16 protein-coding genes are annotated in these 17400 nt (G+C 69.2%); 5 read left to right on the top strand and 11 right to left on the bottom strand.

All coding sequences use genetic code 11. From position 1 onward, the window contains the following. Nucleotides 1-26: 26 nt before the first annotated feature. On the bottom strand, nucleotides 27-1196 hold the full coding sequence (locus tag AB6732_RS02080; RefSeq protein WP_370957877.1) for a GTP-binding protein: 1170 nt from the start codon (nucleotides 1194-1196) through the stop codon (nucleotides 27-29). A 218-nt stretch (nucleotides 1197-1414) separates the two neighbouring features. Here AB6732_RS02080 and AB6732_RS02075 point away from each other — a divergent pair, with 218 nt between their 5' ends. Both AB6732_RS02075 and AB6732_RS02070 read left to right on the top strand, forming a co-directional pair. Continuing rightward, nucleotides 1415-2569 (top strand): glutamate--cysteine ligase, encoded by a 1155-nt coding sequence (locus AB6732_RS02075; protein ID WP_370957875.1) that lies wholly within the window; start codon nucleotides 1415-1417, stop codon nucleotides 2567-2569. A 136-nt stretch (nucleotides 2570-2705) separates the two neighbouring features. Next, the gene (locus AB6732_RS02070) at nucleotides 2706-3038 is read left to right on the top strand and encodes a TfoX/Sxy family protein (protein ID WP_370957873.1); all 333 of its coding nucleotides are present in this window, start codon (nucleotides 2706-2708) and stop codon (nucleotides 3036-3038) included. A gap of 10 nt (nucleotides 3039-3048) precedes the next feature. Here AB6732_RS02070 and AB6732_RS02065 read toward each other — a convergent pair whose 3' ends face one another. Then, nucleotides 3049-3948 carry a LysR substrate-binding domain-containing protein gene (locus AB6732_RS02065; protein ID WP_370957871.1) on the bottom strand — a complete coding sequence of 300 codons (900 nt, stop codon included), beginning with the start codon at nucleotides 3946-3948 and terminating at the stop codon, nucleotides 3049-3051. 123 nt (nucleotides 3949-4071) lie between these two features. Here AB6732_RS02065 and AB6732_RS02060 point away from each other — a divergent pair, with 123 nt between their 5' ends. After that, nucleotides 4072-4770: a type 1 glutamine amidotransferase domain-containing protein gene (locus tag AB6732_RS02060; RefSeq protein WP_370957869.1), complete on the top strand. Its 699-nt coding sequence runs from the start codon at nucleotides 4072-4074 to the stop codon at nucleotides 4768-4770. An 84-nt stretch (nucleotides 4771-4854) separates the two neighbouring features. Here the strand turns inward: AB6732_RS02060 and tsaD are convergent, their stop codons facing one another. The 5 genes from tsaD to alr all read right to left on the bottom strand — a co-directional run bounded on the left by tsaD (nucleotide 4855) and on the right by alr (nucleotide 8978). Continuing rightward, entirely contained in the window at nucleotides 4855-5952 is a 1098-nt protein-coding gene (gene tsaD, locus AB6732_RS02055) for a tRNA (adenosine(37)-N6)-threonylcarbamoyltransferase complex transferase subunit TsaD (protein ID WP_370957867.1), read from the bottom strand. Continuing rightward, nucleotides 5949-6419 (bottom strand): ribosomal protein S18-alanine N-acetyltransferase, encoded by a 471-nt coding sequence (rimI, locus tag AB6732_RS02050; RefSeq protein ID WP_370959578.1) that lies wholly within the window; start codon nucleotides 6417-6419, stop codon nucleotides 5949-5951. Before rimI ends, tsaD begins: the two co-directional genes overlap by 4 nt. A gap of 68 nt (nucleotides 6420-6487) precedes the next feature. Beyond that, a complete protein-coding gene (gene tsaB, locus AB6732_RS02045) occupies nucleotides 6488-7192 on the bottom strand; it encodes a tRNA (adenosine(37)-N6)-threonylcarbamoyltransferase complex dimerization subunit type 1 TsaB (RefSeq protein ID WP_370957866.1) in 705 nt (234 codons plus the stop codon). Continuing rightward, nucleotides 7189-7764, bottom strand: coding sequence for a tRNA (adenosine(37)-N6)-threonylcarbamoyltransferase complex ATPase subunit type 1 TsaE (gene tsaE, locus AB6732_RS02040; protein ID WP_370957864.1), 576 nt, complete (start codon nucleotides 7762-7764; stop codon nucleotides 7189-7191). Before tsaE ends, tsaB begins: the two co-directional genes overlap by 4 nt. After that, nucleotides 7761-8978 (bottom strand): alanine racemase, encoded by a 1218-nt coding sequence (gene alr / locus AB6732_RS02035; RefSeq protein WP_370959577.1) that lies wholly within the window; start codon nucleotides 8976-8978, stop codon nucleotides 7761-7763. Before alr ends, tsaE begins: the two co-directional genes overlap by 4 nt. A 207-nt stretch (nucleotides 8979-9185) precedes the next feature. On the opposite strand from alr, the gene mshA reads away from it, so the two are divergent. Further along, complete coding sequence (mshA, locus tag AB6732_RS02030) at nucleotides 9186-10397, top strand: D-inositol-3-phosphate glycosyltransferase (protein WP_370957862.1); 1212 nt, start codon at nucleotides 9186-9188, stop codon at nucleotides 10395-10397. Nucleotides 10398-10553: 156 nt separating this feature from the next. Here mshA and AB6732_RS02025 read toward each other — a convergent pair whose 3' ends face one another. Further along, on the bottom strand, nucleotides 10554-11234 hold the full coding sequence (locus AB6732_RS02025) for an HAD family hydrolase (RefSeq protein WP_370957860.1): 681 nt from the start codon (nucleotides 11232-11234) through the stop codon (nucleotides 10554-10556). Nucleotides 11235-12152: 918 nt separating this feature from the next. Between AB6732_RS02025 and AB6732_RS02020 the strand changes: the two genes are divergently transcribed. Continuing rightward, nucleotides 12153-12650: a uracil-DNA glycosylase gene (locus AB6732_RS02020; protein ID WP_370959576.1), complete on the top strand. Its 498-nt coding sequence runs from the start codon at nucleotides 12153-12155 to the stop codon at nucleotides 12648-12650. Between the two features lie 81 nt (nucleotides 12651-12731). On the opposite strand, the gene AB6732_RS02015 is transcribed toward AB6732_RS02020, so the two are convergent. The 3 genes from AB6732_RS02015 to glgX all read right to left on the bottom strand — a co-directional run bounded on the left by AB6732_RS02015 (nucleotide 12732) and on the right by glgX (nucleotide 17389). After that, nucleotides 12732-13817: an inositol-3-phosphate synthase gene (locus AB6732_RS02015; RefSeq protein WP_370957858.1), complete on the bottom strand. Its 1086-nt coding sequence runs from the start codon at nucleotides 13815-13817 to the stop codon at nucleotides 12732-12734. Nucleotides 13818-14053: 236 nt separating this feature from the next. Beyond that, on the bottom strand, nucleotides 14054-15106 hold the full coding sequence (gene mgrA / locus AB6732_RS02010) for an L-glyceraldehyde 3-phosphate reductase (protein WP_066211427.1): 1053 nt from the start codon (nucleotides 15104-15106) through the stop codon (nucleotides 14054-14056). Nucleotides 15107-15268: 162 nt separating this feature from the next. Beyond that, nucleotides 15269-17389: a glycogen debranching protein GlgX gene (gene glgX, locus AB6732_RS02005; RefSeq protein WP_370957855.1), complete on the bottom strand. Its 2121-nt coding sequence runs from the start codon at nucleotides 17387-17389 to the stop codon at nucleotides 15269-15271. Nucleotides 17390-17400 lie beyond the last annotated feature (11 nt).

Here is a 17400-nt window from a genome sequence, read left to right as displayed (position 1 = left end):
TGCTGAAAGCCTGGGATCCTCTGCGGTCAGAGGCCGGGCCAGGCGCTCTGCTCGCGCTCCGGCAGACCGAAGGGGTCCGGGAAGCGAGCGGGATTGAGGGCGAGCTCCGCGTCGCTGAGCTGGCAGGAGTCGAGCAGCCGTGCGACCTCGGCAGGGTCGACGTCCTCAGCGCGCCCCGTCACGGCGACGACGGCGGCCTCCGCCGTGAGCGGACCCCCTCCCCAGCGGGTGGCGAACACCTCCGGACGAGCACCGGGAGCGGGCCTCTCGGCCAGTTCCATCCACACGCGCGGCCCGACGCCTTGGAGGGCCACGCTCCGGTAGCCGGAGGAGGCCAGGCGCAGGGTGCCGCGCAGCCAGTGCGCGCCCTGGGCCAGCTCGGGGAGCGTCCGATGAAGCCGGAGCGGATGCAGGGGCCGCGCGAGACGGTGCACCACGGTGCGGAACGTCGCCGGGTCCTCGGCGTCCTCCTGCTCCCGTGGGGCCAGCACCGCACCGGGGCGCGAACGGGACAGCGCCTCCGTCCGGTCGTGACAGCCGGGCATGAACTCATCCCCGGCGGCGAGCACCGTGGCATGGGGCGCCAGGTGACCCAGGAGGCGCGTGCCCTGAGACCAGGGCGAGCCGGCGCCGGCGTGCGCGGCGGGGGCGTCGGCGTCGAGAATCCCCTCGAACGATGCGGACAGCCCGGGAACGGTCAGCACGGTGTCACCGAGCGCGAACTCGCCCACCAGGAACTCGCCGCTCACGCGGTCATCCGCGGGCATGGGGGTGAACCCCGCGTCATGCAGGGTCCGCGGATCCCAGATCTGGTCCTCCAGCTCAGACGGGTCCACGGCCACGAGGAGGTTGTCGATCACCAGGTCCTCGGGCCCGTTGATCCGCAATTCCTCCAGCACCTGACCGGCGGCCACACCGGGCGGAAGGCCGAGCACCAGATGAGGACAGCCTGCCCGGGCGAACTCCCGCACGGTCGGCACCACGTCGAGGCGGACCGTGCAGGCCAGGCAGCCGTGTTCCAGGAGCTTCTCCTGGCGGTCGATGATCCGGTCGCGGAAGTGGACCCGGCGCAGGACGCGGGAGTCGGGAAGCAGGTCGTGGAGCACGAGCACCGAATCGCGATGACCTCGGCCCACGAGCCTCACCGCCTCCGCGCGGCAGTGACTGTCCAGGGAGCTGACCATGGTGAGATGCATGGAGAGAGCTTAGCTGAGAATGATTCTCATTAGCAATTTGAAGACCCGCCATGTCCCGGACGACGCCCGGCGTCATGTGTCAGTCCGTGACGCATCTCCCGTCGTCACGCAGGATTCACCACCTCAGCCCTGGCCCCTCGCGTAATAGACTTACGCAAGCATCGGCAAGGTCTCCTGACCGCCACTCAGAGGAAGCCGAGCGAGAAGGAGGGGACCAGGTGCAGATCGACTTCGCAGACTCGGAGCAGTCCACACTCGGCATTGAATGGGAGCTCGCTCTCGTCGACGGCCAGACCGGCGAACTCGCATCCGTGGCCCAGGAAGTCCTGGACCAGGTCACCGCGAACCACCCCGGGCTCCAGGATGGCGAAGAACACCCGCACATCAAGCAGGAACTCCTGCTGAACACCGTGGAACTCGTCACGGGCGTGCACCACACCGTCGCCGAGGCCAAGGCTGATCTGCAGCGTTCCCTCGACGCGGTTCGCGAAGTCACCGACCCCATGGACGTCGAGGTCTTCTGCGCCGGCAGTCACCCCTTCAGCCCCCCGCAGCTCCAGCCCGTCACGGACAAGGAGCGCTACGCCAAGCTGATCGACCGCACCCAGTGGTGGGGCCGCCAGATGGTGATCTACGGCGTCCACGTGCACGTCGGCCTCGATCACCGCAACAAGGCGCTTCCCGTCATGGACGCGCTGCTGAACTACATGCCGCACTTCCAGGCGCTCTCCGCCTCCAGCCCGTACTGGGGTGCGGAAGACACCGGTTACGCTTCCCAGCGGGCGCTCATGTTCCAGCAGCTTCCCACCGCGGGCCTGCCGTTCACCTTCCAGTCCTGGGGCCAGTACGAGGACTACGTCTACGACATGTTCACCACCGGGGTGATCGACACCGGCAGCGAGATCCGCTGGGACATCCGCCCCGTGCCCGCCCTCGGCACCATCGAGATGCGCGTCTGCGACGGACTCGCCACCCTCGAAGAGGTCGGCGCCATCGCCGCGCTGACCCAGTGCCTGGTCGAGGAGGCGTCTCAGCAGCTCGACGCCGGCTGGGCCATCCCCACCATGCCCCGCTGGTTCCTCAAGGAGAACAAGTGGCGTGCGGCCCGCTACGGCCTGGACGCCATCATCATCCTGAACCGTGCCGGCGACGAGCTCCTGGTCACCGACCACCTGCGCAACAACGTGCTGAACCGCCTCGAGCCCATCGCGGCCAAGCTCGGCTGCTCGGACGAGCTCGCCCATGTGGACAGGATCATCGAGCGGGGCGCCGGGTATCAGCGGCAGCGCACGGTGGCGGAAGCGAGCGACGGCGATCTGCACGCCGTCGTGCTCGACCTCATCCAGCAGATGCGCAAGGGCCCCGACGCCTGATCGCCCCTCCCCGCCCCCGCGAGGGAACACTTCGTGCCCTCCCCCGGGGGTTTTCCGGGTGCGAGCTGTTCCTTCGCGACTCCGTCGCGACGGGGAAGCCATTGCCGCTCCCCCGTCCCGGTGCGACGATGAGGGCGTGGCATACGACGAGGAACTCGCGGCCCGGATCCGTCATCTCCTGACGGGTGCCGTGGACTTCACCGAGAAGAAGATGTTCGGCGGGCTCGCCTTCCTGGTGGGCGGCAATATGGCCGTCAGCGCGAGCGGACAGGGCGGACTCATGCTCCGCGCCGACCCGGCCGCGAGCGACGAGCTCTGCTCCCATCCCGGCGTCGAGCGCGCGGTCATGCGGGGCAGGGCCATGGACGGCTGGCTGCGCGTGGCCGATGACGTGACCCGCGACGACGACGGGCTGGCCCGCTGGGTGCGCGTCGGCGTCGATTACGCGAGTTCGCTGCCGCCGAAGTAGGAAGCTCTCGTCAGAGATCGCCCCAGGACGCGGCCAGCTCCCGGAGCCGGCGGGCCACCCGCGATGCCGCCGGAGTCGGAGGCACTGCGCCTTGGCGTGCCAGATGAAGCGTGTTGAGCGGAACCACCACCGGCTCGTGAAGCACCTCGGCCTGCCCCACGCTGACGGCGGGACCGGCGAGATAGCGCGGGAGGACGGACGCCCCCACACCCGCAACGACGGCGGCCAGCACCGCACGCAGGTCCGGAACCAGGAGCGCCACGGGGTTACCCGGCCGCTGCCCGAACTCGCTGCGCCAGTACCGACGGATGATGGGGAGTTCCTCGGAGTACGCGACGAGAGGCAGTGACGCCAGCGCCTTCAGGGGCGAGGAGCTCAAGAGCTCCGGATCCACTCGCCGTGCGATCCCCGGGGCAGCGATCAGGACGAACTCCTCATCGATGAGCGGCACGGCCTCCACCCCGGGCATCCGCGGCCGGACCGAGGACACCACCAGGTCCAGCCGGCCCTCGACGAGCTCTGGAAGCAGCGCCTCCGGATGTCCGGTGGTGAATCGCAGCTGCAGCCCCGGGCCGGCCAACGATGACAGCCCGGGGACCAGCCGGGCCGCGGTGATCTCGGCAGCGGCTCCGATCCTCACCGTGCCCGTCCACCCCTCCTCATCGCTCTCCCGGAGTGCCGCCTTCACTTCGTCCAGGTGGCTTCCGAGCCGATGGGCCAGCAGGTCGGCACGGGCGGTGGGCGTCACTCCCTGGCCGGTCCGCTGAAAGAGGCTCTCGCCCAGGTGCTCTTCGAGTCGCCGGAGGTGTCCGCTGACCGCGGGCTGGCTGAGTCCCCGTGCGGTCGCCGCCGCCGTCAGGGATCCCCTCCGGTAGATCTCCAGGAAACTCTGCACCACATCGAGATTCATTCCGCCACCCTTCCGTCATCAGAAATCTTATGGCTTCCCGACAGGACACGGAAGAATCACGATGGTCCAGGGCTTCACTCCATAGCGGCCGATCGTCGGCCGGCTCATCGAACGGAGCCCTTCATGTCAAGCATCCTCATGGTCCTCAGTGCGGCCACCGAACTCCGCCTCTCGGACGGTACCCTGCATCCCACCGGTTTCTGGGCGGAGGAGGTCGCGGAGCCTCACCGGCTCTTCAGCGAAGCCGGTCTGAAGGTCACCTTCGCCACCCCGGGAGGCGTCGTCCCCACCGTCGATCCCGCCAGCCTGTCGGAGCAGGGCGGTGTGGAGCCCGAGGCCGCCGCACGGTTCCGCGCCTATCTCGACGGAATCGCCCCTGCTCTCGAGAACCCCGTGGCGCTGGAAGACACGAGCCTGGAACACATCGACGCGCTCTTCCTGCCGGGCGGCCATGCTCCCATGGCGGATCTCGTGGACCATCCCGGGTTGGGGGCGCTCCTCGCCGACGCGGACCGGAACGGCCTGCCCATCACGGCCCTGTGCCACGGGTTGGCGGGTCTGCTGTCCGCACGGAATGACGACGGTTTCCTCTTCGCCGGACGTCGCCTCACCTCGTTCAGCGATGTGGAGGAGCAGCAGGGCGGCCTCGGTGAGCTCTCCCCGTTCCTGCTCGAATCCCGTCTACGGGAGAGCGGAGCCGTGGTGGTCACGGATGCCCCGTGGTCCTCGCACCTCGTTACTGACGGGAACCTGCTCACCGGACAGAACCCGCAGTCCAGCGCCGTCACCGCCAACGCGCTGATCGATCTGCTGTCCGTCTGACCGCCCCGCCCCCTGTGCGAACCGCCAGTAGGTGCCCGTATTCCTCACGGATACGGGCACCTACTGGCGGTTCGCCGGCGAAAACTACGGCAGCAGGACCGTCGACACCGGCAGCGACGAGTCCGGGGCGAAGCCGAGGCTCGACGGCTCCGCGCCGTCCATCACGAGCCGCGACGCCAGCGCCGCGACCATCGCGCCGTTGTCCGTGCACAGGCTGATCGGCGGCACGTGCAGGCTGATCCCGTGCGACGCGCAGCGCTTGGCGGTCAGCTCCCGCAGCCGCGCGTTCGCGGCCACCCCGCCGCCGAGCAGCAGTTCCGTGATGCCGTGCTCCTTGCAGGCGAGCATCGCCTTCGCGGTCACCACGTCCACCACGGCCTCCTGGAAGCTCGCGGCGATGTCCGCCACGGGAGGCTCCTCGCCGCGTGCTTCGAACTGCTCCACGCAGCGCGCGACGGCGGTCTTCAGGCCGCTGAACGACCAGTCGTAGCGGTGCGGGCCAGGTTCGTCCGGGGTGCCCATGTACTTCGGCTGGGTCAGGCCGCGTGGGAACCGGATGGCCTTCGGATCACCCTCGCGAGCCAGCCGGTCGATCACCGGTCCGCCGGGGTACCCCAGCCCGAGCAGGCGCGCCACCTTGTCGTAAGCCTCGCCCGCGGCGTCGTCGATCGTGCTGCCGAGCAGTTCGACGTCGTGGATGCTCCGCACGCGCAGCACCTCCGTGTGCCCGCCGGACACCAGGAGGGCGCCGAGGTTCTCCGGCAGTGCGGCGGAACCTTCGGGACCGGGGGCGAAGACCTGCTGGTCGAGGAGCCCGACCGCGACGTGCGCCACGAGGTGGTTGATCGCGAAGAGCGGCTTGCTGGTGGCCACCGAGAGCGCCTTCGCGGCGCTCACGCCCACCATGAGCGCGCCCGCGAGACCAGGGCCCGCCGTCACGGCGATGCCGTCGAGCTCGTCGAGGGTGACACCGGCTTCCGTCAGGGCCGCCTCGAGGGCGGGGACGATCGCCTCCAGGTGGGCGCGGGACGCGATCTCCGGGATCACACCGCCGAAGCGCACATGCTCGTCCATCGAGGAGGACACCGTGTTGCTCAGCAGCGTGCTGCCGCGCACGATCCCCACGCCGGTCTCGTCGCAGGAGGATTCGATGCCGAGGATCAGCGGTTCGGTTCGGTTCATGGCTTGCCTCCGTCGTCCTGCACGGCGTCCGGTCCCTGTCCGGGGTCCAGCACCCGCCGCATGATGAGCGCGTTGACCCCGCCCTTGTAGTAGTTCTTCCGCACTGCGATCTGCTCGAAGCCGAATCGCTTGTAGAGCTCCTGCGCGCGGGGGTTGTCCTCCCGGACCTCCAGCAGCATGTCGTCGGCCTTGCCGTACGCCGCCCGCTGGAGCAGCGTCCGCAGCAGCGTGGAGCCGATCCCCCGGCCTTCGAATTCGGGGATCACGGCGATGGTCTGCACATCGGCGATCGGCGGGATGCACATGAGCCCCGCGTACCCCACCACCGTGCCGCCGATGGTCGCCACGAAGTACTCGCGGGTGTCCCGCTGCATCAGCTCGGCCTCGAACATGTCGAGAGGCCAGGCGTCCTCCGGGAACAGCCGCTCCTCCAGGCCGTGCACCACGGGGAGGTCCTCCGGGGTCATCGCCCGCAGGGTGAACCCGGGATCCCGCTCATCCACCACATACCTCCGGGGCGACTCGTCGTTCCCGCTCACAGAGCCCGCTTCCTCGGGCCCGGCACCTGCGCGTCGGATTCCCGCAGGTACAGCGGTTCGGTGTCCAGCAGCTGCTCACCGCGGGCCAGGCGCTGCAGGGCCAGCTTTCCGAGCGCGACGGCGCCGGGCTGGGTGTGCGCGAAGCCCTCCACCGGGGGCAGTGCTTCGGGGTACAGCCCCGCGCCCGCGCCGTACACGGCGGTGCCACGCGCCGCGGCATCGCCCAGCAGCTTGTCGAGCGGGACCTCGGCCGGGAGCTGCACATGCGGGCCGTCGAGCAGGACCGGTGCGCCGGCGTCGCGCGTGTAGAGAGCCCAGTAGACCTCCTTGCGGCGCGCGTCGGTGGCGACCAGGAAACGCTCCGGCGCTCCGGCGTCGACCGCCTCGGCGGCGATCGCGTCCAGGCTCATGACGCCGTGCACGGGGAGGCCCCAGGCGAAGCCGAGCGTGCGGGCGACCGTGAGCCCGGCGCGCAGCCCGGTGAACGGGCCCGGTCCGACGCCCACGACGATCGCGTCCAGGTCTTTGCCGGTCAGGCCGGTCTCCTCGAGGAGCCCTGCGACGGCCGGGGCAGTGACCTCGGCGTGGCTGCGGGTGTCCTCGGTGGCGAAGCGTGCCAGGACCTCGACGCCGTCGGGCGCGGTCCGGAGGATGGCGGCGCCGGCGATGGCCGAGGTGTCGATGGACAGGACTGTCGTCACTGTTTCCCTTCCTGCGGGGTGGCTGATGCGTCCGTGGTCCGGGCCCAGGCCGGGCGCTCGGCCCAGCGGTCCCCGTACGCGGTCACGGTGAGGGTACGCGGTTCGTCCTCATCCTCGAAGTCCAGGATGATCTGTTCCCCGGCCTCCTGGCCGGTGGCGCGCTCCAGGTCGATCTCCAGGCGGCTGGCGGACAGCTGCTCCGCGCGGTCACGGCCCCACTCGACCACGGTGACCGAGGTGTCCAGGGTCTCCTCGAGATCGATGTCCTCGAGTTCCTCCGCGCTGCCCAGCCGGTACGCGTCCACGTGCACCAGGTCCGGGCCGCCCGGCCGTGGCCCGTCGGGCAGGTTCGGGTGCCGGCGGGCCAGGACGAAGGTCGGCGAGATGATGCCTTCGCGGACGCCGAGCCCGCGGCCCAGGCCCTGGGTGAACGTCGTCTTCCCGGCGCCGAGGCCACCGCTGAGGATGAGCAGGTCCCCGGCGTCCAGGGTGGTGCCGATGGTCTCGGCGAGCGCCTGCGTCTCCTCCACATCGGCCACGTGGAAGGTCGCGGTCCAGAGGGCTTCGCTCATGCGTCCGCCTCCTGCCGGGTCTCGGTCTCCGGGCGGGCTTCGGTCTCCACATAGATGCGCGGGACCCTGCCGCTGATCCGGGTCACGATCTCATAGTTGATGGTGCCCGCGGCGGCGGCCCAGTCGTCGGCGAGCGGCCCGCCGTCGCGGCCCGAGCCGAAGAGCACCGCGGGGGTGCCCACCAGGGCGAGCCGTTCCGCGCCGTCCAACTCGGCCTCAAGGTCCACCACCATCTGGTCCATCGCGATCCGGCCGACCACGGGATAGGTGCGCCCAGCGAGCCGGACAGGCCCGCCGGTGGCGATGCGCGGCACGCCGTCCGCGTAGCCGAGCGGGATCAGGGCGAGGGTGCTGGGCGCCTTGGTCTTGTAGTGCAGTCCGTAGGAGACACCCTGGCCCTCCAGGACGGCCTTGCAGTTCGCCACCCGGGTCTGGAGGGTCATGGCGGGGATGAGGCCGAGGTCATCGCTGCGCTGATCGGCGAACGGCGAGAGCCCGTACACACCGATGCCCACGCGGACGAGGTCGAAATGCGCGTCGGGCCGGGTGAAGGTGGCCGGGGTGTTGGCGAGGTGCCGGACCTCCGGGTCGATCCCGGCGTCCTCCGCGAGCGCGATCGCCTCACGGAACACGTCCAGCTGGTGATCCGTCTCCGGGCGGTGCGGCTCATCGGCCACGGCCAGATGGGAGAAGATGCCGACCACGCGCAGCAGACCCTGGTCCTGATAGTCGATGGCCTCGCCGATGAGCTGGTCCCAGGACTCGACCGTGGACCCGTTCCGGCCCAGGCCGGTGTCGACCTTGAGGTGGACGCGGGCGGGGTGCTCCACGGAGCGGGCCGCGGCCACGATGTGCTCCAGTTCCCAGCCCGAGCAGCCCAGGTCGATGCCGGCTTCGATGGCGGCGGTGAAGTCGGTGTCCGGGGTGTGCAGCCACGCGAGCAGCGGCGCGTCGATCCCGGCGTTCCGGAGAGCCAGCGCCTCGCTCACGTGGGCCGTGCCGAGCCAGCTCGCCCCGCCGTCGAGCGCCGCCTGTGCGGTGCGCAGGGCGCCGTGACCGTACCCGTCGGCCTTGACCACGGCCATGACCTTCGCCGGCGCCGCGATCTCCGCCATCCGGCGGACGTTGTGGCGTATGGCGGCCAGATCGATGATCGCAGCCCGCTCCGGGATGGTGGCGCCGTCCTGCACTGTCACCGGGTGGCTGTGCGGCACGGTCGGGGAGGTCGGGGTCTCGGAAGTCACCCGTTAAGTCTAGGTGCGTGGCCCGTCTCTTTTCCGGCGCCACCGCGTAGCCCTCGTCACGGGGCCGGTGTCACCCCTCCGGCGTCGCGGGCGTGACACCGCGGAGCGGTACAGTCTCTGAGGGACGTCAGCATCCTCCGTCCCCGCCGAATCAGCCCCGCGAACCTGGGAGGGATCATGCCGCCGGTCAGCCGCGTCGCGCTCCTCTCGCTCCACACCTCACCGCTGGAACAGCCCGGCTCCGGGGACGCGGGCGGCATGAACGTCTACGTGCGGTCCCTGGCCTCCGCCCTGGCGCGCTCGGGCGTGGAGGTGGAGATCTTCACGCGCGCGGTGGCTCCCGGTCAGCCCGACGTCGAGCATCCCGAGGCCGGCATCTGCGTGCACAACATCCAGGCCGGCCCGAAGCGGCGGATCCCCAAGGAGCAGCTGCCCGCGCTGGTCCACCGGATGGCCGACGAGGTGGACGCCATCCGCTCCCGGCAGGCGCAGGGCCATTACCAGCTCATCCACTCCCACTACTGGCTTTCCGGGGTCGCCGGGCTGCATCTGGCCCGGGCCTGGGACGTGCCGCTGGTCCACACCATGCACACCATGGCGCGGGTGAAGAACCAGCATCTGCACTCCGGGGAGCACGCCGAGCCGGAGAACCGGGAGGAGGGCGAGCAGTGCGTGGTGGACGGCGCCGCGCGGCTCATCGCCAACACGCGGGCCGAGGCGCTCGAACTCCAGTCCCACTACGACGCCTCCCCCGCCGCGATCGACGTGGTGGCGCCCGGCGTGGACCTGGACGTCTTCTCCCCCTCCGGTCCCGTGGCCCCTGCTCCCCCGGGGTTCCATGTGGTCTTCGCCGGCCGGATGCAGCGGCTCAAGGGACCGCATGTCCTGGTCCAGGCGGCCGCCGTGCTCCGGGCCCGGCGTCCGGACATCCCACTGCGCCTGACGCTGCTGGGTGAGCAGAGCGGCAGCCGTCAGTACGACATCGACGCCGTCATCGCCGCGAGCGGCATGAGCGACGTGGTGACCCGGCTGAACGCGGTGCCCCGAGAGGAGCTCGCCGCCTGGTTCCGCGCCGCGGACGTGGTGGCGATGCCGTCCTACAGCGAGTCGTTCGGGCTCGTGGCGCTTGAAGCCCAGGCCTGTGGCACGCCCGTGCTGGCAACCCGCGTGGGCGGACTCGCTGACGCCGTGGACGATGGTGTCAGCGGCCTGCTCGTGGACGGTCACCGGATCACCGCGTGGGCCGCCGCCCTGGAACGCCTTTACGACGACGCCGCCCTCCGCACCGCCCTCAGCCTCGGGGCCGTGCGCCATGCCTCCGCTTTCGGCTGGGACAGCGCCGCCCGCGCCACCTTGGCGTCCTATCGCGGGGCACTGGACGCCGGCTGACGGGCCGGGCCACCGCCGTCGTCGTCCACCGGATCCACCTGGCCCGTCGTCGGCTGCCTTCATCCATCCCACCCGCCCTTGTGTGGCTCACCCACGGAAATGTCTGTGGGCGAGCCACAAAGCCGTGGGTCGAACCGCGCCGGCTCTCACGACGGGTCAGAGAGGCCCATCCACACTCTCCACGATCTCCAGGAGACCGGGCGCCGCGGGGCGGTGACGCTCGATCAGCGAAGCCCTCATTCCGGCCTCCCGTGCCCCGGCCACATCGTGTTCGGGGTTGTCGCCGATGAAATGACATTCAGCCGGAGCCACCCCGAGACGATCGGCAAGGATGTCGAACGCCCGCCGGTCCGGCTTCTGCGCGCCGATCTCCTCCGACACGCAGACCGTGTCCACGAGGTCCAGGAGTCCGGTCCGCTCCACCTTCTCCTGTTGCTGCCCCTGACTGCCGTTCGTCAGGATGCCTACCCTCACGCCGCGGAGGCGGAGCCGTCGGAGAACGTCTCCCGCGTCCGGAAAGAGTCGCCACGCCGCGCGATAAGCAGCCAGGTATCGGTCGAACACGCTGTCCAGACCCTCCGATGAGTCCGGGGTTTCCAGGCCGAGAGCTCCGAACACCGTGGTCACGCGATTGCGGCGTTGCTGCTGGAACCCGATGTCACCGGCTCGCCACCGTTCGAACTCGTGCTCCTCGGCAGCGAACCACAGCTCCCGTGTGCGTTCCGAGGGAACCACTCCGAATGCTGCGAGAAATCCGTCGACCGCCGCCGTCGCGGAGCCACGGTGATCGAACAGGGTTCCGTCCAGATCGAATCCGACCGCTCTGAGGCTGCTCACCTTCCCGAGAATACTCAACGGCTCCTCATACCCACCGCTTCATCATCGTCCCCACCCACCCTTTCGTGGATCACCCACGGAAATGTCCGTGGGTGAGCTACACAAGGGTGGGTCAAGCCGCACAGGCTGTCACGAACCGTCGGGGAAGAGACCTGGGCCACGAGCGCTCCAAAAGAGGCCCGCGGCTTGCTAATATTGACAGTCTCACCGGCTTTCCGGTGGGCACCCCTCACCCCACTTCCCGGCCAGGACCGGGCGCACTGTCTTGCGCCCTGAAACCGGCCCGCATGACCCGAGGAGAGCCCTGCCCTCATGACCGCCCTGGCCGACACGGATTATTTCGAGGACGAGGACTACGACAGCCGTAGTTCCCGCTACGACGAGGGCTTCGGCCACACCGATGAGCCCGACGACGAGTACGACAACGGCTTCGACGAGCTGGACAAGCTGCTGAGCGGAATTCTCGTCGACGAGGATGACCTGGACGCCCCGGCCACCGAGGCGAAGAAGCCGGGACGCAAGCCCGCCGTCAAGGCCACGGCCACTCAGAAGGCTCCGGCCGCAGCCAAGAAGACCGTCAAGACTCCGCCGAAGGCGAGCGAGGTCATCACCCGCCGGATCGAGCCGGTCCTCGCCGAGCCCGTCGCCGAGGCGGTCGTCGCCGAGCCGGTCATCGCAGAAGCCGTCGCCGGCCTGCCCGCGGAGTCCGCTGTCGCAAGTGCCGCACCTGCCGAGGCGCTCGCCGAAGACGAGCCCGCCGCCGTCGCAGTCGACGTCGACGCCGAAGAGACCCAGGCCGACGAGACCCGCACCCTGCCGGACAGCCCGTTCTTCGCCCCGCACATCGCGGCCGTGAACGAGCACGTCGAGTTCCTCCGGAAGCTCCGCCCCGGCTTCGAGGTGCCCTATGTGGACCCGATGCACTCGGTGGACGACTGCCGGATCCTGAGCCTGTTCTCCAACAACAGCGCGGCCTCTCCGCAGGGCGTGGTGTGGGCGGGCGACGACGCCGCGGCCACCCGCCTGCTCGGCCTCCAGTTCCAGCTGGGTCTGCGCCCCGAGTGGATGATGCCGTGGAACACCCACCCATGGTTCACCCCGGGCGAGCCCAACGCCAAGCTGACCCCAGAACAGGTCAGCGCGGGCCTCAAGCCCCTGATCGCCCTCCTGCGGATCCTGCCGCGCGTCTCGGCGATCGTCGCCCACGGCACCGAGGCCAACCGCCTCGCCCAGATGCTCCTCAAGACGGACAACCCCTTGATCTGGCGCCGCGGCCTCAAGGTCTACAAGGCCCGCTCCCTGCACGGCCGCTCCTTCGCCGGCTCGAAGGAACGCCAGACCGAGTGGCTGATCGACATGGGCCGCTCGTACGCGGACGCCATGGCACGCGCCGGTCTCCAGGCCGGCCGCCGCTGACGGCGCGCCTGCCCAGGACATGACGAAGGCCCCCTCCGCGCGGAGGGGGCCTTCGTCATATGCGGGTCAGAGCCCGGAGGCTCAGCGCTCCAGGTCGCCCCGGATGAACGCCTCGACGTTGTCGCGTGCCGCGGAGTCGTTGACCTGCTCCGGCGGGGACTTCATGAAGTAGCTGGAGGCGGACAGCAGCGGGCCGCCGATGCCGCGGTCCAGGCCGATCTTGGCGGCACGGATCGCGTCGATGATCACGCCGGCCGAGTTCGGGGAGTCCCACACCTCGAGCTTGTACTCCAGGGACACCGGGGCGTCGCCGAAGTTGCGGCCTTCCAGGCGGACGAAAGCCCACTTGCGGTCATCCAGCCAGGCCACGTAGTCGGACGGGCCGATGTGTACGTCGTCGGCGTGGAGTTCGGCCTCGACGTTGGACGTCACGGCCTGGGTCTTGGAGATCTTCTTGGACTCGAGGCGGTCGCGCTCCAGCATGTTCTTGAAGTCCATGTTGCCGCCGACGTTCAGCTGGTACGTGCGGTCCAGGGTCACACCGCGGTCCTCGAACAGCTTGGCCATGACGCGGTGCGTGATGGTGGCGCCGATCTGGCTCTTGATGTCGTCGCCCACGATCGGGAGCTTGGCGGCCTCGAACTTCGCGGCCCACTCCGGGGTGCCCGCGATGAAGACGGGCAGCGCGTTGACGAAGGCCACGCCGGCGTCGATGGCGCACTGCGCGTAGAACTTGGCGGCTTCCTCACTGCCGACGGGCAGGTAGCAGACCATGACGTCCACGTCGGCGGCCTTGAGCGTGGCGACGACGTCGACCGGCTCCTCCGGCGCCTCCACGATGGTCTCGCGGTAGTAGCGGCCCAGGCCGTCCAAGGTGTGGCCACGCTGAACGGTCACACCGGTGCTGGGCACGTCGGCGATCTTGATCGTGTTGTTCTCGCTGGCGCCGATGGCGTCGGCCAGGTCCAGGCCCACCTTCTTCGAGTCGACGTCGAAGGCGGCCACGAACTGCACGTCGCGAACGTGGTACTGACCGAATTCCACGTGCATGAGGCCGGGAATCGTGCTGTTCGGATCAGCATCCTTGTAGTACTCGACGCCCTGCACCAGGGAAGCGGCACAGTTGCCTACGCCAACAATGGCAACGCGAATGGGGTGTGACGGCACGGAACTCCTTAGTCAAAAACGTGAACTGCGGGCTCCACCCGGGACCGGGGAGCGGCAGCGAGCGCCCGGCGGCGATGCCTCAGGCGCTCATAGCAGTCTATCGAACACGCCGAAGTGGCCCTAAAACCCTCGGCAACACCTCACAACGCCCCCAGCCACGTTTTTAGTCCCGGCCCCGGAACGCGAGCGACGGCGGCGGCCGGGCCGCCGCCGCCGTCGCTCGCGTGTGCGGGTGATCAGGAGTTGCGGTGCAGCTTCGGCGACCAGACGTTGATGTCCGATTCGACCGCGAACTTGTCGATCGCGGAGAGTTCGTCGGCCGTGAAATCGAGCCGGTCGATGGCGCCGAGGGTGTCCTCAAGCTGCCGCACGCTCGACGCGCCGACCAGGGCGGACGTGACCGGAGAGCCCTTGGGCTGGTCCCGGAGGATCCACGCGATGGCCATCTGGGCGAGGGTCTGCCCGCGCCCGGCGGCGATCTCGTTGAGGCCGCGGACACGTTCCATGGCCTCATCGGTCAGTGCCTTCTCGCTGAGGAACCGCTGCTGCGCGGCGCGCGAATCCGCGGGGATGCCGTTCAGGTAGCGGTCGGTGAGCATGCCCTGGGCCAGGGGCGAGAAGGCGATGCTGCCCGCGCCCACCTGGTCCAGCGCTTCGTACAAGTTGGGGGTGCCGTCCTCGGTCCAGCGGTTCAGCATCGAGTAGCTCGGCTGGTGGATCAGCAGCGGGGTCCCGAGGTCCTTGAGGATGCGGGCCGCCTCCAGGGTCTGCTCCGGGGTGTAGGAGGAGATGCCCGCGTAGAGCGCGCGACCGGACCGGACCGCGGTGTCCAGGGCGCCCATGGTCTCCTCGAGCGGCGTCGCCGGGTCCGGGCGGTGGCTGTAGAAGATGTCGACGTAGTCCAGACCCATCCGCTGCAGCGAGGCGTCCAGGCTGGAGAGAAGGTACTTGCGGGAGCCCCATTCACCATAGGGCCCCTCCCACATGTGGTAACCCGCCTTGGTAGAGATGACGAGTTCATCGCGGTACGGGCGGAAGTCCTCCGCAAGGTGCCGGCCGAAGTTGGTTTCGGCGCTGCCCGCGGGCGGGCCGTAGTTGTTGGCGAGATCGAAGTGGGTGACGCCCAGGTCGAAGGCCCGGCGCAGGATGGCGCGCTGGGTTTCGAAGGGCTTGTCATCACCGAAGTTGTGCCACAGGCCGAGGGAGATGGCCGGCAGCTTCAGACCGCTGCGTCCGACGCGGCGGTAGGGCATGGTGTCGTAGCGCTGAGGGGAAGCAAGGTAAGTCACGTCACCATCCTGCCACTCGAGTAACCGGCGGGCGAGGACCTGCTCACAGAGTGAAACCGGGTGCACAGGGAGCTCTCACAGCTCGCGAGACGCCAGGTGAGCACAGTCCCGGTGAGGAACACTGTGCTCAACTGGCGTCTCGCGAGGAGGTAGGGAAGCCCTCTACCCCCGCCAGCCCTGCAGCACGAGCATCGACTTCGCCGGCACCGCGACCTTCGACCGCGCCGCGAGCGACCCCTTGAGCTCCCGGTCGGAGGTGTCGAGCACGGGGGTCCAGGACGCGGAGTAGTTCTCGGCGGGGAGCGTGAACTCCACCTCGTCGTCGTGGGCGTTGAAGCAGAGGATGAAGTCGTCATCGAGGATCTCTTCGCCGCGCTCCCCCGGCGCCTGGATGGCCCCGCCGTTGAGGAACATGGCGAGGGTCCGGGCGAAGCCGTTGTTCCAGTCCTCGTCCGTCATGGGCGTGCCGTCCGAATCGAGCCAGACCACGTCGGGCAGCCACTCGCCCTCGGCGGTCTCCGCCGGGTGTCCGTCGAAGAAACGGCGGCGCCGGAACACGGGGTGCTCCTGCCGCAGCTTGCTCAGCCGGCCGGTGAAGTCGATCAGGTCCTCGTCCACGTCGTCCCAGTGCACCCAGGTCAGCGGCGCGTCCTGGCAGTATGCGTTGTTGTTGCCGTCCTGGGTCCGGCCCAGCTCGTCGCCGTGCAGGATCATCGGGACGCCCTGGGACAGCAGCAGCGAGGCCAGGAGGTTCCGCTGCTGTCGCGAGCGTAGCTCCAGCACCTCCGGATCGTCGGTGGGGCCTTCGACGCCGCAGTTCCAGGACCGGTTGTGGGACTCGCCGTCGCGGTTGTCCTCGCCGTTGGCCTCGTTGTGTTTCTCGTTGTACGACACGAGGTCGCGCAGGGTGAACCCGTCGTGGGCCGTGACGAAGTTGATCGAGGCCACGGGACGCCGCCCGGAGTGCTCATACAGGTCCGCCGAACCCGTCAGGCGCGAGGCGAACTCGCCCAGCGCCGCCGGCTCGCCACGCCAGAAGTCGCGGACCGTGTCACGGTATTTGCCGTTCCACTCGGTCCACTGCGGCGGGAAGTTGCCCACCTGGTAGCCGCCCGGCCCCACATCCCACGGCTCGGCGATCAGTTTCACGCGGGACACCACCGGGTCCTGCTGCACGAGTTCGAAGAAGGACGACAGCTTGTCCACGTCATAGAACTCGCGGGCCAGGGTGGCGGCCAGGTCGAACCGGAAGCCGTCCACGTGCATCTCCGTCACCCAGTACCGGAGCGAGTCCATGATGAGCTGCAGCGAGTGCGGGTTCCGGGCGTTGAGGGAGTTACCCGTCCCCGTGTAATCCATGTAGTACTGGGGATCGTCATCGGTCAGGCGGTAGTACGCGGCATTGTCGATGCCCCGGAACGACAGCGTCGGGCCGAGGTGGTTCCCCTCGGCGGTGTGGTTGTAGACCACGTCCAGGATGACCTCGATGCCTGCCCGGTGCAGATCCCGGACCATGGCCTTGAACTCCTGGACCTGTTCGCCCTGCTCCCCCGTGGAGGAGTACTTGTTGTGGGGCGCGAAGAAGCCGATCGTGTTGTAACCCCAGTAGTTGGACAGGCCCTTGTCCTGCAGCACCGAGTCGTTCACGAACTGGTGCACCGGCATCAGCTCGATCGCCGTGACCCCGAGTTCCTGCAGGTGCTTGATCACCGAGGGGTGGGCGATGCCCGCGTAACTGCCCCGCTGATCCTCCGGGACGTCCGGGTGGAGCTGGGTGAGGCCCTTGACGTGCGCCTCGTAGATGACGCTCTGGTGGTACGGGATGCCCGGCTGCTGGTCGCCGGCCCAGTCGAAGAACGGGTTGATGACCACACCCAGCATCACGTGCGGCGCCGAGTCGTCATCGTTGCGCTGCGTGGGGTTCTCGTGGTCGTAGCTGAACACGGCCGGATCCCAGTCCACCTGTCCCGCCACGGCCTTGGCGTAGGGGTCCAGGAGGAGCTTGTTGGGATTGAAGCGGTTGCCGTGCTCGGGCTCGTACGGGCCGGTCACCCGGTAGCCGTACTTCTGGCCGGGGCGCACGGCCGGCAGGTACGCGTGCCACACGTAGCCGTCCACCTCGGTGAGCGGGATGCGCTGCTCGCCGCCGTCGTCGTCCACCAGGCACAGCTCGACGGCCTCGGCCCGTTCGCTGAAGAGCGCGAAATTGGTGCCCGCGCCGTCATACGTCGCCCCGAGCGGGTACGGCTTGCCCGGCCAGACTTGCTGATTCACATTCTCCACGCGGTGTGCCT

Source organism: Arthrobacter sp. RCC_34 (assembly GCF_041360795.1).
Taxonomy (GTDB): Bacteria; Actinomycetota; Actinomycetes; order Actinomycetales; family Micrococcaceae; genus Arthrobacter_E.
Note: the sequence above shows the minus strand (reverse complement) of the source record. Positions and strands in the feature narration are given on the sequence as shown.

What these genes read in the sequence shown, in the direction of transcription:
- AB6732_RS02080 (WP_370957877.1), bottom strand. Translation starts at nt 1,196, where the DNA reads ATGCATCTCACCATGGTCAGCTCCCTGGACAGTCACTGCCGCGCGGAG.
- AB6732_RS02065 (WP_370957871.1), bottom strand. Translation starts at nt 3,948, where the DNA reads ATGAATCTCGATGTGGTGCAGAGTTTCCTGGAGATCTACCGGAGGGGA.
- AB6732_RS02060 (WP_370957869.1), top strand. Translation starts at nt 4,072, where the DNA reads ATGTCAAGCATCCTCATGGTCCTCAGTGCGGCCACCGAACTCCGCCTC.
- tsaD (WP_370957867.1), bottom strand. Translation starts at nt 5,952, where the DNA reads ATGAACCGAACCGAACCGCTGATCCTCGGCATCGAATCCTCCTGCGAC.
- rimI (WP_370959578.1), bottom strand. Translation starts at nt 6,419, where the DNA reads ATGACCCCGGAGGACCTCCCCGTGGTGCACGGCCTGGAGGAGCGGCTG.
- tsaE (WP_370957864.1), bottom strand. Translation starts at nt 7,764, where the DNA reads ATGAGCGAAGCCCTCTGGACCGCGACCTTCCACGTGGCCGATGTGGAG.
- mshA (WP_370957862.1), top strand. Translation starts at nt 9,186, where the DNA reads ATGCCGCCGGTCAGCCGCGTCGCGCTCCTCTCGCTCCACACCTCACCG.
- AB6732_RS02020 (WP_370959576.1), top strand. Translation starts at nt 12,153, where the DNA reads ATGCACTCGGTGGACGACTGCCGGATCCTGAGCCTGTTCTCCAACAAC.